The sequence below is a fragment of the Streptomyces speibonae genome (assembly GCF_984686075.1).
Map to the genome: position 1 here is coordinate 2774653 of NZ_OZ480260.1, position 14596 is coordinate 2789248.

Below are 14596 nucleotides of genomic sequence, written 5' to 3' on the forward strand. Positions count from 1 at the left end.
GCTACCACCACTGCGCGTCCAGGCGTCCCTCGATCGCCCGCAGATTCTCGCGGGAGCACCTCTCGCAGTAGTGGCGTGGGGTGCCGTTCTCCACGGAGAAGGTCCAGGTCGGCTGCGGGCCTTCCACCCGGGTGCCGCACTGGGCGCACACCAGCGGCTCCGCCTCCGACGCGCGGGCGTCGTCGGCACCGTCCCGCTCGCCGTCACCGGGATGACTCGTCATCCCGGTGACGATAGCGCCGTGCCGGACGGTCCGCCCGTCAACGCACCGCGGGGGCCGGTCCGTTCACACGGACCGGCCCCCGCGGGGAAGAGCTGGGCCTCCGGCTGGGCGGGGCCACCGCTTCGGATGGGTCGGTTACTGCATGACCGCCATGGCGAGCGCGCGGCGGGCGCGCCGGGAGGCGCGCTCGGCGCGGCGCTGCATCCGGCGCGCGGTCACCAGGCGCACGGCCTGGCGCTCCTGTTGCGCCTCGTGCAGTCGGTCGCGCATATGCGCGCGAGCCAGGGCTTCTGGGATGAGTTGCATCTCTCGGGTCCTGTTCTGGCGCGAGTCGTTCGCGCCGCTGGTGGTGAAGTCTTCGGTCGCGGAGCCCGCGGGCTCGTGAGCGGACGGCATCATCGGGGCCTGCTTCTGGGGGTCGTGCGTCAGGGGGCGGTCGATCGTTCCTCGGGTGTTCATGCCGTGACCGGGTTCTTGCGCGGGCGGCCACGCGGCCGCTTCCGGGCGACGACAACTCCCTGGACGAACAGCTCGCCACCCCAGACGCCCCAGGGCTCACGCCGCTCCTTGGCGCCGGCGAGGCAGGCCTCGATCAGCGGGCAGGTGCGGCAGAGGGACTTGGCGTACTCGACGTCCGCGGGCGACTCGGCGAAGAAGACCTCCGGGTCGTAGGAGCGGCACGGGACGGGCACGCCGAGGTTCTCGATGGCGTCGTCGAGCGCGGTGAGCGCGGTGAGCGGAGTCAAGGTCGGGTCCTCCGTGGAGCCGGGCTTGGGGATCGTGTCGGAAGGCGGTACGGACGGGGCGTGCGCTTCGAGTTGCACGGTTCGTCTTCCTCGTCTGGTCGTTTCCGGTCGGTCGACCGGGTGGCGGCTGGTACCGGGTTCTTTTCTTGTCCCGAGGCGCCTTCGTGTCGTCGTCCACGTGATGGACAAACAGAAGGGCCGCGGATCCCGGATGGGGTTCCGCGGCCCTGAAGGCGCCAGCCTGATCTCATCAGGCTGGATCACTCCAGGGTTCTGGCCCACGGAAGGCCCACATCAGGTGGTGCTGCGTCGTCTGCTTCCGGAATCCGGCACCGGCCGCCGCAAAGGCATAGGCCTGCGCCTGTGCCACTACTGCCGCTTCCAGTGCCTTGGTCGGTCGCTCATCGCGCTCACGGACGGCAAGGCCCGCGGGAGCGACGGAGGACGCCGGGCGCACGGCACGGAGGCCGGACAGACCGGTGCCCCGGTTCGAGGCGCCGGGAATGCACAGGGAGACGGCCGAGCGATCGGTCATTTTGACGGAGCTGGTGTTGATGCTGATCACTGGACTCGCCTCCTCTCGGCGTCTCGGGGGACTGGGGTGAGCCAGTCCGCGGATATGCAAGTACAACACGGATCCAGGGCCTTCGAGAAGGCCGCCGTCCCCGTGCCTAAGAACCTATGGGGATTCCCGGCGCATGCGCAAACTATTTTTTCGACGAGTTCGCATCAGTCCGGATCTTGCTCCCCGGCCACGTCATGGCCTGCGCAGATGGCCAGAACATCGGCCCCGTAGCGGCCCAGCTTGCGCATCCCCACCCCCGGGATGCGTGCGAGCGCGTGCTCGTCGTCGGGGACTGCCTCGGCGATGGCGATCAGTGTCTTGTCGGTGAGGACGCAGAAGGCCGGCTGTCCGCTGCGGCGCGCCTGCTCGGCACGCCACTCCCGCAGCCGCTCGTACACCCCCTCGTCCATGTCGGAGGGGCAGTCCTCGCAGCGCATCAGCTTCATCTCGCCCGCCTCGGTCAGCGTACGGCCGCAGACCCGGCAGCGGGCGGGGCTGCGCAGGCCGCGTCGCGGCCGCGCCGCGGCCGGGGCCGCCGCCGCACCGAAGGCGGAGCCGCGCTCGACTCCTCCCGTCCCGGCCGCACCGCCGTGGCCCGCGGCGGCCGACCCGGGGCGCAGTCCGGTGAGGAAGCGGCTGGGACGGCGGTTCGGCCGGCCGCCGGGCGAGCGCGAGAGCGCCCAGGACAGATGGAGGCGCTCGCGCGCGCGGGTGACACCGACATAGAGGAGGCGGCGCTCCTCCTCGATCTGCTCGTCCGTCTTTGCGTAGGTGATCGGCATCATCCCCTCGGCGACACCGACCAGGAAGACGACGTCCCACTCCAGGCCCTTGGCCGAGTGCAGGGAGGCGAGAGTGACCCCCTGCACCGTCGGGGCGTGCTGGGCACCGGCCCGTTCGTCGAGCTCGGTCACCAGGTCGGCCAGCGTGACGCCGGGCCGGGCGCCGGCGAAGTCCTGCGCCAGGTGGACGAGGGCGGCCAGTGACTCCCAGCGCTCGCGGACCGCTCCCGAGCCGGCCGGCGGCTGGGCCGTCCACCCTTCTCCGGAGAGCACGGCGCGCACCTGGGAGGGCAGGTCCGGGGCGTCGTCGAGGAGCGCGTCGTTGCCGCCGAAACGGGCCGCAGCGCGCAGGGCGACGACCGCCTTGCGCACCTCGGGGCGGTCGAAGAACCGCTCGGCGCCCCGCAGCTGGTAGGGCACCCCGGCATCGGCGAGGGCCTGCTCGTAGGTCTCGGACTGCCCGTTGGTGCGGAACAGGACGGCGATCTCGCTCGCCGGGACACCCGCGTCGATGAGCTCCCGGATGCGGCGCGCGGCGCCCTCGGCCTCGGCGGGCTCGTCGGCGTACTCGGTGAAGACCGGCTCGGTGCCCGGGGCGCGCTGGGAGACGAGCTCCAGGCGGTGGTCGGCGGCCCGGCCGCGGGCCTGGGCGAGCAGCCCGTTCGCCAGATGGACGACCTGAGGGGTCGAGCGGTAGTCGCGGACCAGCTTGACGACGGTGGCTCCGGGATGGCGGGTGCGGAAGTCGAGCAGATGGTCGGGGGTTGCTCCCGTGAACGAGTAGATGGTCTGGCTGGCGTCGCCGACCACGCACAGGTTCTCCCGGTCGCCGAGCCACAGCTCCAGCAGACGCTGCTGGAGCGGGCTGACGTCCTGGTACTCGTCGACGACGAAGTGCTGGTACTGGGCGCGGACCTGCTCCGCGACGTCGGGCCGGTCCTGCAGGACGGCGACCGTCAGCAGCAGGACGTCCTCGAAGTCGATGACGGCGCGCTCGCGCTTGAGCTCCTCGTAGGCGGAGTAGAGCTGGGCGAGCTCGGCGGGGTCGTGGGGGGTCTCCCGGCCGGCCTTGGCGGCGGCGGCCGCATAGTCCGCCGGGACGGTCTGGGTGACCTTGGACCACTCGATCTCGGCGGTGGCGTCCCGCAGCTCACCGCGGTCGAGCCGGATGCGGCAGGCGGCTGCCGCGTCGGCCACCAGCTGGATCTTGCGGTCGACGAGCCGGGGCATGGGTCCGCCGATGGCCTTCGGCCAGAAGTACTGGAGCTGGCGCAGCGCCGCGGAGTGGAAGGTGCGTGCCTGGACCCCGGCCGCGCCGAGCTGGCGGAGCCGGCCGCGCATCTCCCCGGCGGCACGGTTGGTGAAGGTGACGGCGAGCACGCTGGAGGGCTGGAGGATCCCGGCGCGCACCCCGTAGGCGATCCGGTGGGTGATCGCCCGGGTCTTGCCGGTCCCCGCGCCCGCCAGCACGCACACCGGTCCGTGCAGGGCGGTGGCCACGGCCCGCTGCTCGGGATCGAGCCCTTCGAGCACCGCGTCGGCCGAGTCCGGTACCCGCGGGAAGAGGGAGGAGTGCGTTGCTGCTGTCACATGGCCATGCTGCCAGGTCGCCGGAGACGGGTGAGCCGGTTGTCCACAGGGAGGGCCTCGCGGTCATATCAATGCGGTCATATCGCTGCGGCGGATGTCACGCCCGTACGGCGGCGGCGCACCCGCGCCCGGGGAATGCCTGCGTTTTCAAGTACGTTCCCACCACGACGAGTCTTCCCCCGAGCCGCCGAAGGAGCGCGAGAGGCATGCAGGGCACTGTGACGATGTACAGCACCACGTGGTGCGGCTACTGCCGCCGGCTGAAGAGCCAGCTGGACCGTGAGGGCATCGCGTACACCGAGATCAACATCGAGCAGGACCCCGAGTCCGCGGCGTTCGTGGAGAAGGCGAACGGCGGGAACCAGACGGTTCCGACCGTCCTCTTCGCCGACGGCTCGACGCTCACCAACCCGTCTCTCGCGCAGGTCAAGGAGAAGGTCGGCGTCTGAGCGGCACAGCCCGGAAGCGGGGTGGCCGTCCCTCACGGGGCGGCCACCCCGCTTCTTCGTGCCGGGCGGGCGCGCCGGGTCAGAAGGCGCCGCGGGTCGGCAGCTCCGTGCCGTACCAGCGCTCGATCAGCCGGGCCGCGATCGAGATGCCGTAGGGCGGGAGCACCTCGCCGGACTCGAAGGCTGCGGCGAGTTCGTCGCGGGAGAACCAGCGCGCCTCGTGGATCTCGTCGCCGTCGACCTGGATGTCGGTCGTGGTGGCACGGGCGGTGAAGCCCAGCATGAGGCTGGAGGGGAAGGGCCAGGGCTGGCTGGCGACGTACTCGACCTCGCCGATGGCGACGCCGACCTCCTCGTGGACCTCGCGGCGCACCGACTGCTCGATGGACTCCCCCGGCTCGACGAATCCGGCGAGCGTCGAGAAGCGGCCCTCGGGCCAGTGGACCTGGCGTCCGAGCAGGATGCGGTCGTCGGCGTCCACGACCGCCATGATCACCGCGGGGTCGGTGCGCGGGTAGTGCTCGGCACCGCAGGCCGGGCAGCGCCGGATGTGGCCGGCGGCGGCGATGACGGTGCGCTCGCCGCAGCGGGAGCAGAAGCGGTGCAGCCGCTGCCAGTTCTCCAGGGCGACCGCGTGCACCATCAGGCCCGCCTCGCGCGGTGACAGGAGCAGCCCCGCCTCGCGCAGGCCCGCCGGGCGGGCGGAGTCGTCCATGCGGCCGGGCAGGGAGTCCTTCTGGAGGGCGAAGTAGCTGACGCCCTCCTCGTCGATGCCCAGGAAGTAGCGGTGTGCCTCGGTGAGCGGCGCCTCGAAGGACGGCGCCATCAGGAGTTCCGTACGCCCGTCCGGCGTCTCGTCGATGAGGACCTGGCCGCCGGAGACCACGAAGCAGCGGGTCGAGGGGTGGCTCCAGGCCGCCGCGAGCCATGCCTCGTCGAGCCGGTGGTGGGCGGCGCGGTCGATGCCGCTCGGCAGGGTGAGCGAGATGGGGCGGTCGGCGGTGTGGTCGGTCCAGGTGGTCACGGGTGCTTCCAACTCCCACGGTGGAACGGATCGGGTGGGCGGGCGGTTCGGCGGAACGTGCGGTGGGAGGGACCGGATCCGTCGGGGCGTGGCGCGGGCCCCTTCCAGTGTGCCCGCGCGGGCACCGGTTCCGGACGGCGTGCGGCGGTCAGGGGGCGTGCCGCCAGTGCTCGGAGAGGTCGCCCCACAGGTGGGCGCTGGTCTCGACGCCCTTGAGGAGCAGGTCGAGCTCGACCTTCTCGTTCGGGGCGTGCCAGCCGTCGGAGGGGACGGAGATGCCGAGGAAGAGGACGGGTGCGCCGAGGACATCCTGGAGGTCGGCGGCCGGGCCGGAGCCTCCCTCGCGGGTGAACAGCACTGGCCGGTCGAAGGCGCGGGCCATCGCCCGGGTCAGGGACTGCAGGGCGGGGTGGTCCAGCGGGGTCAGGCAGGGGCGGGTGGCGGGTCCGAAGGAGATCTCGTGGCGGATGCCGTCGGGGATCTGTCCCGGCACCCAGGCGCGGACGGCGTTCGCCACGTGGTCCGGGTCCTGGCCGGCGACCAGCCGGAAGGACAGCTTCACCTCCGCGGAGGAGGGGATGATCGTTTTGCTGCCGGGGCCCTGGTAACCGCCGCCGATGCCGTTGACCTCGGCGGTGGGGCGCGCCCAGATCCGCTCCAGGGTGCTGTATCCGGCCTCGCCGCGGGTGCCGTGGGACTTCGCCGTGCGCAGCCACTGTGCCTCGTCGAAGGGCAGCGCGGCGAAGAGCTCGCGTTCCTGGTCGGTGAGGTCCACGACACCGTCGTAGAAGCCGGGGACCGCCACGCGCGCGTCGTCGTCGTGCAGGGCGGCGACCAGGCGGGCGGCGGCGGTGGCCGGGTTGGGCACGGCGCCGCCGAAGGAGCCGGAGTGGATGTCCTGCTCGGGGCCGTACAGCCGGATCTCGCACTCGGCGAGGCCGCGCATACCGGTGCACACGGTGGGGGTGTCCTCGGACCACATGCCGGTGTCGGACACGATCACGGCGTCGGCGGCGAGCCGGTCCGCGTGCTCTTCGACGAGCGCACGGAAGTGCGGGGAGCCGGATTCCTCCTCGCCCTCGATCAGCAGCTTCAGGTGGACGGCCGGGGTGGTGCGGCCGGTGGCGGCCAGGTGGGCGCGCACGCCGAGGGTGTGGAAGAGGACCTGGCCCTTGTCGTCGGCCGCACCGCGCGCGTAGAGGCGGTTGTCGCGGACGACGGGCTCGAAGGGGTCGCTGTTCCAGCCGTCCTCACGGGCGGCGGGCTGCACGTCGTGGTGGCCGTAGACCAGCACGGTGGGCGCCCCGGGGTCGGCGGAGGGCCACTCGGCGTAGACGGCGGGGGCGCCCGGGGTGTGCCAGACCTCGGCGGTGGGAAAGCCGGTCTCCTTGAGTTTCACGGCGAGCCAGTCGGCGCTGCGGCGCACATCGGGAGCGTGGTCGGGCCGGGCCGAGACGGACGGGATGCGCAGCCACTCGGTGAGATCGTCGAGGAAGGCGACGCGGTGCTGTGCGATGTACGTACGGACGGCGCTGACGGCACTGTCAACGGGCTGGCTCATGCCGTCGAGCCTAGCGGCCCGCGCGGGTGTCCTCGGAGTGCGGTATCTCACCGGACGGCTCCTCCAGCAGCAGCCGTTCCAGCTCCGCGCGGCCGGGCAGGCTGTCCGGGCGGACCACTTCCCCGGTGCGTACGTACAGGAACGCGGCGCTGACGGATTCCGGGGGGACGCCCTGCTGTTCCGCCCAGGCGAGCCGGTAGACGGCGAGCTGGAGCGGATCGGCGGTGCGGCCGCGGCCGGTCTTCCAGTCGACGATCTCGTACGTCGTCCCGTCCCCGTCGTCCGTGCGGTAGACGGCGTCGATGCGGCCGCGGACGACGCGGCCGGCGATCGTCAGCTGGAAGGGCGCCTCCACGCGGTGGGGCGTCCGGCGGGCGTACTCGGTGCGTTCGAAGGCCTCCTTGAGGGCCTGCAGGTCGCGCTCGTCCTCGATCTCGGCGTCGCTGCCGGGCAGCTCTTCCGGGTCGAGCATGGGCAGCGTCAGCGCCTCGAAGCGTGCCTCGACCCAGGCGTGGAAGCGGGTGCCTCTGCGGGCCGCGGGCTGCGGGGGGCGGGGCATGGGGCGAGCCAGCTCCTGGGCGAAGCCGTCCGGGTCCTCGGCCAGGCGGAGCAGTTGGGAGGCGGTCAGCGAGGCGGGCAGCCGGACCTCGGTGACGCTCGCGCGGGTGCGCAGCAGCTCTCCGGCGAGGGCGTCGAGGTCGCGGTCCCAGGAGGCGACGGTGCGGGACTCCTCCGGGGTGAGGCGGGGGGCGGTGGGCCGCCGAGGCGGGTGGGCGCGGTCCGTCCCGTGCGGGCGCGCGGTGGCCTCGGGGGGCGTCGCCTGGTGCGGGACGGTGGGGCGGTCGGCGGTCCAGGACTCCCAGTCGCCCGGGTCGTCGTCCGCGAAGGGGTCGTCCTCGGGGAGGAGTTCCTCGTCGTCGGGCGGGGGCGGCCAGTCCGGGTCGTCGTAGGTGTCCGGGTCGTGCACGGCGGCGGCCGGGCCGTCGGGGCGGGAGGTGAGGGCGTCGAGGTGGGCGAGGACGGTTTCGGCGGCCGCGCGGCGGCGGGTGAGGGCGGCGTCGTCCAGGGGCAGGGGCCACACCTGGTCGTCGGCGGCCCGGTGCAGCGCGGGGTTCTCCTCGTCCTCGGCGGGCTCGTCGGCCCACGCCTCGATCTCGCCGTGTCCGGCTGCGCAGTGCTCGTAGAGGGCCTCGAGGAAGGCGGAAGGACCGCGGGGCCGCTTCTGACTGGGGCCCCACCAGTGGCCGGAACCGAGCAGCAGGGAGCGGGGGCGGGTGAAGGTGACGTAGCCGAGGCGGAGCTCCTCGGTGTGCTGGTGCTCCTTCATGGCCTCGTGGAAGGCCTTCAGGCCCCGGGCGTCCCAGGAGACGACGTCGGGCAGGGTGTCCGCGTCGCCCCGCAGTCCGTGCGGCAGCACCTTGCCCTGGGCGGTCCACTTCTCGCGGCCCTGGGTGCTGGGGAAGGTGCCGGTGACCAGTCCGGGAACGGCGACGACGTCCCATTCGAGGCCCTTGGACTTGTGCGCGGTCAGCACCTTGACGGTGTTCTCGCCGCCGGGCAGGGCGTTGTCGAGGCCCTTTTCGTACTGGGCGGCGGTGCGCAGGAAGCCGAGGAAGGCGAGCAGGGTGGCCTCGTTGTCTCCGGCGGCGAAGGAGGCGGCGATGTCGAGGAAGTTGGACAGGGTTTCGCGCCGCCGGGCGGCGAGCGCGTGCGGGGAGGCCGACAGTTCGACCTCCAGACCCGTGACGGCGAGGACTCGGTGCAGGACGTCCATGAGGGGGTCGGCCAGGGAGCGCCGCAGGTCGCGCAGTTCGGCGGCCAGGCGCGCGAAGCGCACGCGCGCCTCGGCGGAGAAGGGCAGGCCGTCGTCGTCCCCGCTGCCGTCGAGCGGTGTCTCCAGGAAGGTGTCGAGGGCGTCGGCGAGCGAGATCACCTCGGCCGGGTCGACGCCCTCGACGGCCTCGGCGAGCCGCCGGTCGGGGTCGTCGTCGCCGTCCACGCGTGCGGGGGAGACGAGCCGCCGCGCGCGGCGGCCCAGCAGGGCGAGGTCACGGGGGCCGATGCGCCAGCGCGGGCCGGTGAGGAGGCGGACGAGGGAGGCGTTGGCGCCCGGGTCCTGGAGGACTTCGCAGACGGCGACGAGGTCGGCGATCTCGGGCAGGTGCAGCAGGCCCGACAGGCCGACCACCTCGACGGGGACGTCCCGTGCCACCAGGGCGGCCTGGATCGCGGCGAAGTCACCGGCCGTGCGGCACAGTACGGCGATCTCGCCGGGCGCCTTGCCGGTGCGGACGAGGTGGGCGACGGAGTCGGCGATCCAGTCGAGCTCCTCCGCGTGGGTCGGCAGCAGGGCGCAGCGGACGGTGCCGTCGCGTTCGGCGCCCGGGGCGGGGCGGAGCGCCTCGACGCCCTCGTGCAGGGCGCGCAGGGGGGCGGCGAGGCCGTTGGCGAGGTCCAGCAGGCGGCCGCCGCTGCGGCGGTTCTCGCTGAGCGACTGGCGGGTGGCAGGGCGGCCGTCGGCGTGGGCGAAGTGGTCGGGGAAGTCGTCGAGGTTGGCGACGGAGGCCCCGCGCCAGCCGTAGATCGCCTGGCAGGGGTCGCCGACGGCGGTGACCGGGTGGCCGGTGCCGCCGCCGAACAGTCCGGCCAGCATGACCCGCTGGGCGACGGAGGTGTCCTGGTACTCGTCGAGGAGGACCACGCGGAACTCGTCGCGCAGCACCCGGCCCACCTCGGGGATGGCGGAGAGCCGGGCGGACAGGGCGATCTGGTCGCCGAAGTCGAGCAGGTCGCGCTCGCGTTTGGCGGCCCGGTAGCGCAGCACCAGCTCGGCGAGTTCGCGCCGCGCGGCGGCCGCTTCGGGGACCTTGCGCAGGTCGGCGTTGGTGAGTCTGGTGTTCTCCAGGGTGCGCAGCAGCCCGGCGTCGTGGGCGCGCAGGTCCTCGGGGCGTACGAGGTGTTCGGCGAGCTCCGCGTCGAGGGTGAGGAGGTCGCCGACCAGGTCGGGGAAGGAGCGGGTGAGCGCCGGGTAGGGGCCGGGGGCCTCGCGCAGCACGCGTGCGGCGAGCTGGTAGCGGGTGGCGTCGGCGAGCAGGCGGGAACTCGGTTCCAGCCCGATGCGCAGCCCGTGGTCGCTCAGCAGCCGGCCCGCGAAGGCGTGGTACGTGGAGATCACCGGCTCGCCCGGCGGGTCGTCCGGGTCGACGGGGTCGGGGTCGGTCACGCCGGCCTTGATCAGCGCCTTGCGGACGCGTTCGGCGAGTTCACCGGCTGCCTTGTTGGTGAAGGTGAGGCCGAGGACCTGTTCGGGGGCGACCTGTCCGGTGCCGACCAGCCACACCACGCGCGCCGCCATCACCGTCGTCTTGCCCGATCCGGCTCCGGCCACGATCACCTGCGGGGCGGGCGGCGCGATGATGCAGGCCGTCTGCTCCGGGGTGAACGGGATGCCGAGGAGCTCCTTGAGCTGCTCGGGATCGGTGATACGCGCGGGCACACGCAGAATCTAGCGGCGGACACTGACAGCGACGGGCCACGGCACCCGGAGGGAGGGAAGAATCGCAGGTCGGCGCGGGTGGTGCGATGCGTCACGCCGGTCACTCGACGACGTGTCCGCCCTCGGGCCGGGCGCTGCACGAGGAGCGGAAGGCGCAGTGGGCGCAGTGCTGGCCCGCCGTGGGCGTGAACCGTTCGTCGAGGACCTTGCCGGCGGCCGTGGCCAGCAGGTCGCCGATCCATTCCCCCTCCAGCGGCTCCTGGGCCTGCACCTTGGGCAGGGTCTCCCCGCCGTCCCGTCGGGCGGCGCCCTGACGCAGCTGGACGAGTTCGGCGCCGCCCGGTTCGGGGCGCTCGCCGTCGAAGGCCTCGTCGACGGCGCCCTCGCGGACGGCGAGCTGGTAGACGGCGAGCTGCGGGTGGCGCTCGACCTCCTTGGCGCTGGGCGCCTGTTTGCCGGTCTTGAAGTCGACGACGTACGCGCGTCCCTCGCCGTCGGTCTCCACGCGGTCCATCTGGCCGCGGATGCGCACCTGGTAGTCACCGGCGTTCAGGGTGACGTCGAAGTCGTGCTCGCTGGCCACCGGGGTGCGTCCGGTGCGGTCCATGATGTGCCACTTCAGGAAGCGTTCGAGCGCCACGCGGGCGTTCTCCTTCTCCTGCGCCGACTTCCACGGCGCGTCGAAGGCGAGCGCGTTCCACACGGAGTCCAGGCGCTCCATGAGGACGGCGAGATCGGCCGGGGTGTACCCGGAGGCCACCTCGTCGGCCAGGACGTGCACCACGTTGCCGAAGCCCTGGGCGGCGGTCGCGGGCGCGTCGGCCTTCACCTCGCGGCCGAGGAACCATTGCAGGGCGCAGGTGTTGGCGAGCTGGTCGAGGGCGCTGCCGGAGAGCACGACGGGCTGGTCGCGGCTGCGCAGCGGCACCTTGCTCTCGGTCGGTTCGAACATGCCCCACCAGCGGTAGGGGTGCGCGGACGGCACCAGCGGGCGGCCGTCCTCGTCGGCGAGCGCGGCGAGCCGGGCCAGCCGCTGGGCGGCGGCCTCGCGCAGGGTGTCCGAGACCCGGGGGTCGACCGTGGTGGCACGCAGCTCGGCGACGAGCGCGGCGACGGACAGGGGCCGCCGGGGACGGCCGGTGACGTCCTTGGGTTCGACGCCGAGCTCGGTCAGGAAGCGGGAGGGCTGGTCGCCGTCGTCGGCGGGCGCCTTCACGGCCGTCACGACGAGGCGTTCCCGCGCGCGCGTGGCGGCGACGTAGAACAGGCGGCGCTCCTCGGCGAGCAGTGCTCCGGGTGTGAGGGGCTCGGCGAGTCCGTCACGGCCGATGCGGTCGGCCTCCAGCAGGGAGCCGCGGCGGCGCAGGTCCGGCCAGAGGCCCTCCTGGACCCCGGCCACGACGACCAGCCGCCACTCCAGGCCCTTGGAGCGGTGCGCGGTCATCAGCCGTACGGCTCCGGGGCGGGCGTCGGCGCCGCGTGTGAGGGTGTCGGCGGCGATGTCCTCGGCCTCGATCTCCTCCAGGAAGTTCAGGGCGCCCCGGCCGCCGGTGCGTTCCTCCGCGCGGGCGGCGGTGGCGAACAGCGCGCACACGGCGTCGAGGTCCCGGTCGGCGTTGCGGCCGGCCGCGCCGCCGCGCCGGGCGGCGCGCTCCAGACGCTGGGGCCAGGGCGTGCCGTCCCACAGCTCCCACAGGGCCTCCTCGGCCGTTCCGCCGTCCGCCAGTCGCGCGCGGGCCCGCCGCAGCAGGGAGCCGAGCCGCTGGGCGCCGCGTGCGTGGACGGGGTCGTGCACGGCGAGCCGCTCCGGTTCGGCGAGCGCCCGCGCGAGCAGTTCGTCCGAGGGCGGTGGCAGGGCGTTGCCCGCGGCTCGCTCCTCCTCGCGCAGGGCCCGGCCGAGCCGTCGCAGGTCGGCGGCGTCCATGCCGGCGAGGGGGGAGGTGAGCAGGGTGAGGGCGGTCTCGGTGTCGAGCCAGCACGCCTGGGTGCCGGCGCCGGACGCGGTGTCCTCGCCGGGGTCCTCCTGCTCCCGCGCCTCCGCCGCGGCCACCGCGCGCAGGGCCGTCAGCAGGGGGGCCACGGCGGGTTCGTGACGCAGGGGGAGGTCGTCGCCGTCGACGGCGACGGGGACGCCCGCCGAGGTGAGCGCGCGGCGGACGGTGGGGAGCGTGCGGGTGCCGGCGCGCACCAGGACGGCCATCTCGCTCCAGGGGACCCCGTCCTCCAGGTGCGCCCGGCGCAGGATGTCGGCGACGTTGTCCAGCTCCGTGCCGGCCGTCGGGTAGGTGTACACCTCGACCCGGCCGCCGTCGCGTGCCGGTGCGAGGTCCCGGTGGGCGCGGACCCGCTCGGCCGGGAGCCGGGGCAGCGGCATGCGCCGGGTCACCCCCCGGGTGGCCTCCAGGAGTGCGGCTCCGGAGCGCCGGGAGGTGCGCAGCACCGCGACCGGAGCCGGGCGGCCGTCCGCGCGGGGGAAGGCGTGGGGGAACTCGAGGATGCCGCCCAGGTCCGCGCCCCGGAAGGCGTAGATCGACTGGTCGGGGTCGCCGAAGGCGACGAGGGTGCGTCCGCCCGCCAGGGCGTGCAGCAGCCGTACCTGGGCGGGGTCGGTGTCCTGGTACTCGTCGACGTAGACGGCGTCGTACCGTGCGGCGAGCGGTCCGGCGATCTCGGGGCGGCGGGCGAGGAGCACCGCGCGGTGGACCAGTTCCGCGTAGTCGAGCACGCCCTGGAGGTCGAGGACGTCGAGGTACTCGGCGAGGAAGGCGGAGGCGGCGCGCCAGTCGGGGCGCCCGATGCGGCGGGCGAAGGCGTCCAGGGCGCCGGGGCCGAGGCCCAGTTCCCGGCTGCGGGCGAGCACCGCGCGGACCTCGTCGGCGAAGCCGCGCGTGGTCAGGCAGGCACGCAGTTCGTCGGGCCAGCGCACATGGGCGAGCCCGAGCCGCTCCAGGTCCGCCTGGCCGGCGAGCAGCTCGCGGACGGTGACGTCCTGCTCGGGGCCGGACAGCAGTCGCAGCGGTTCCACGAAGAGGCCGCTGTCCTGGTGGGCGCGGACCAGGGCGTAGCAGAAGGAGTGGAAGGTGGTGGCCTGCGGGGCGCGGGCGGCCCCGATGCGCAGCGCCATCCGGTCCCGCAGTTCCACGGCCGCCTTGCGGCTGAACGTCAGCACCAGGATGCGTTCGGGGTCCCCGCCACGGGCGATCCGCGCGGCCACGGACTCGACGAGGGTGGTGGTCTTGCCGGTGCCCGGACCTGCGAGAACGAGCAGCGGGCCGGTGGTGTGCTCAACCACGGAGCGCTGTGCGGCGTCCAGATCAGGGGGATTCACGCGAGCCGGCGGGGTACGCACCAGTCGATAAGCGCCACGGTTCCCCCGACGCACCGCAGGGTGCGACAGGCCGCTGGTGGAGGAAGAGGAGCTCACGTGGTTCGCCGGTCCTGGTGGGTGTGCTGTGGGGCCGTTCGCCGCGCGCGGGGGGCGGTGGGCACGGGGTGAAGGGGGCACGCGCAGCCGACGCTACGCCGGTGAAATCGGCGGAAGCAGGACTTCCGCTTTCTCCCTCCGGGCGCTTGCGGCGCACATGTCCCTCACCTCACGAACGTACGTCATGCCACGCCTGTGCCCGCACGCCCCATGAGGCAACACAGGTCACACGGCGGCGGGCGCGATGGCGGAAGCTGTCAGGTGTGACCCCCGGTGTGTCCACCGCCGTCCCACCGCGCGCGTCTCATGTCCAGGCGCGGCACATGGCCCTCCGCGGCCCGGCTCGCCTCCCTCAGGGGCGTGCCCTCCTCGCGGTAGTGACCGAGCGCTCTCAGCTCGTGGCCCGGCAGCAGCACACCGTCCGCGCGGACCACGCGCCACCACGGGACCGCGCCCCCGTACAGGGCCATCACGCGGCCGACCTGCCGGGGGCCGCCCTCCCCCAGCCACTCGGCCACGTCCCCGTACGTCATGACCCGCCCCGGCGGAATCAGCTCGGCCACCTCGAGGACCTTCTCGGCGTACTCGGGCAGCGCGTCCGGATGGTCCGGGGGACCGTCGGACGGAAGGCTCTGCTGGCTCATCCGGCTCATCCTGCCCCACCCCACCGACAACGCGACGCGCTCGCGCGTGTGCGCACGGCTCGCTCCGAGGAGGTGCTTCGGGCAGACTGTGC

At 73.6% G+C, this 14596-nt stretch carries 11 protein-coding genes; 1 reads left to right on the forward strand and 10 read right to left on the reverse strand.

Going from position 1 to position 14596, the window contains the following annotated elements; translation table 11 throughout:
* Position 1 precedes the first annotated feature (1 nt).
* The 5 genes from AC5L3C_RS12260 to AC5L3C_RS12280 form a co-directional block, all read right to left on the reverse strand.
* Positions 2–223: a hypothetical protein gene (locus AC5L3C_RS12260; protein ID WP_493649030.1), complete on the reverse strand. Its 222-nt coding sequence runs from the start codon at positions 221–223 to the stop codon at positions 2–4.
* A gap of 135 nt (positions 224–358) precedes the next feature.
* A complete protein-coding gene (locus AC5L3C_RS12265; RefSeq protein WP_125504337.1) occupies positions 359–682 on the reverse strand; it encodes a putative WhiB-interacting protein in 324 nt (107 codons plus the stop codon).
* Complete coding sequence (locus AC5L3C_RS12270; RefSeq protein ID WP_125504338.1) at positions 679–1047, reverse strand: WhiB family transcriptional regulator; 369 nt, start codon at positions 1045–1047, stop codon at positions 679–681. Before AC5L3C_RS12270 ends, AC5L3C_RS12265 begins: the two co-directional genes overlap by 4 nt.
* Positions 1048–1219: 172 nt before the next feature.
* Positions 1220–1534 carry a hypothetical protein gene (locus AC5L3C_RS12275; RefSeq protein WP_493649031.1) on the reverse strand — a complete coding sequence of 105 codons (315 nt, stop codon included), beginning with the start codon at positions 1532–1534 and terminating at the stop codon, positions 1220–1222.
* A 164-nt stretch (positions 1535–1698) separates the two neighbouring features.
* On the reverse strand, positions 1699–3906 hold the full coding sequence (locus AC5L3C_RS12280; protein ID WP_493649032.1) for an ATP-dependent DNA helicase UvrD2: 2208 nt from the start codon (positions 3904–3906) through the stop codon (positions 1699–1701).
* Between the two features lie 206 nt (positions 3907–4112).
* Here AC5L3C_RS12280 and AC5L3C_RS12285 point away from each other — a divergent pair, with 206 nt between their 5' ends.
* A complete protein-coding gene (locus AC5L3C_RS12285) occupies positions 4113–4355 on the forward strand; it encodes a mycoredoxin (protein WP_125504341.1) in 243 nt (80 codons plus the stop codon).
* Positions 4356–4434: 79 nt separating this feature from the next.
* Here AC5L3C_RS12285 and nudC read toward each other — a convergent pair whose 3' ends face one another.
* The 5 genes from nudC to AC5L3C_RS12310 form a co-directional block, all read right to left on the reverse strand.
* Complete coding sequence (nudC, locus tag AC5L3C_RS12290; RefSeq protein ID WP_493649033.1) at positions 4435–5379, reverse strand: NAD(+) diphosphatase; 945 nt, start codon at positions 5377–5379, stop codon at positions 4435–4437.
* Positions 5380–5527: 148 nt separating this feature from the next.
* Positions 5528–6940 (reverse strand): dipeptidase, encoded by a 1413-nt coding sequence (locus tag AC5L3C_RS12295; RefSeq protein WP_493649034.1) that lies wholly within the window; start codon positions 6938–6940, stop codon positions 5528–5530.
* Positions 6941–6950: 10 nt separating this feature from the next.
* Positions 6951–10436: an ATP-dependent helicase gene (locus AC5L3C_RS12300; RefSeq protein WP_493649035.1), complete on the reverse strand. Its 3486-nt coding sequence runs from the start codon at positions 10434–10436 to the stop codon at positions 6951–6953.
* 100 nt (positions 10437–10536) lie between these two features.
* The gene (locus AC5L3C_RS12305) at positions 10537–13860 is read right to left on the reverse strand and encodes an ATP-dependent helicase (protein WP_493649036.1); all 3324 of its coding nucleotides are present in this window, start codon (positions 13858–13860) and stop codon (positions 10537–10539) included.
* A gap of 257 nt (positions 13861–14117) precedes the next feature.
* A complete protein-coding gene (locus AC5L3C_RS12310; protein ID WP_125504345.1) occupies positions 14118–14504 on the reverse strand; it encodes an MGMT family protein in 387 nt (128 codons plus the stop codon).
* Between the last annotated feature and the right edge of the window lie 92 nt (positions 14505–14596).

What these genes read in the sequence shown, in the direction of transcription:
- AC5L3C_RS12260 (WP_493649030.1), bottom strand. Translation starts at nt 223, where the DNA reads ATGACGAGTCATCCCGGTGACGGCGAGCGGGACGGTGCCGACGACGCC.
- AC5L3C_RS12310 (WP_125504345.1), bottom strand. Translation starts at nt 14,504, where the DNA reads ATGAGCCAGCAGAGCCTTCCGTCCGACGGTCCCCCGGACCATCCGGAC.
- AC5L3C_RS12295 (WP_493649034.1), bottom strand. Translation starts at nt 6,940, where the DNA reads ATGAGCCAGCCCGTTGACAGTGCCGTCAGCGCCGTCCGTACGTACATC.
- AC5L3C_RS12285 (WP_125504341.1), top strand. Translation starts at nt 4,113, where the DNA reads ATGCAGGGCACTGTGACGATGTACAGCACCACGTGGTGCGGCTACTGC.
- AC5L3C_RS12265 (WP_125504337.1), bottom strand. Translation starts at nt 682, where the DNA reads ATGAACACCCGAGGAACGATCGACCGCCCCCTGACGCACGACCCCCAG.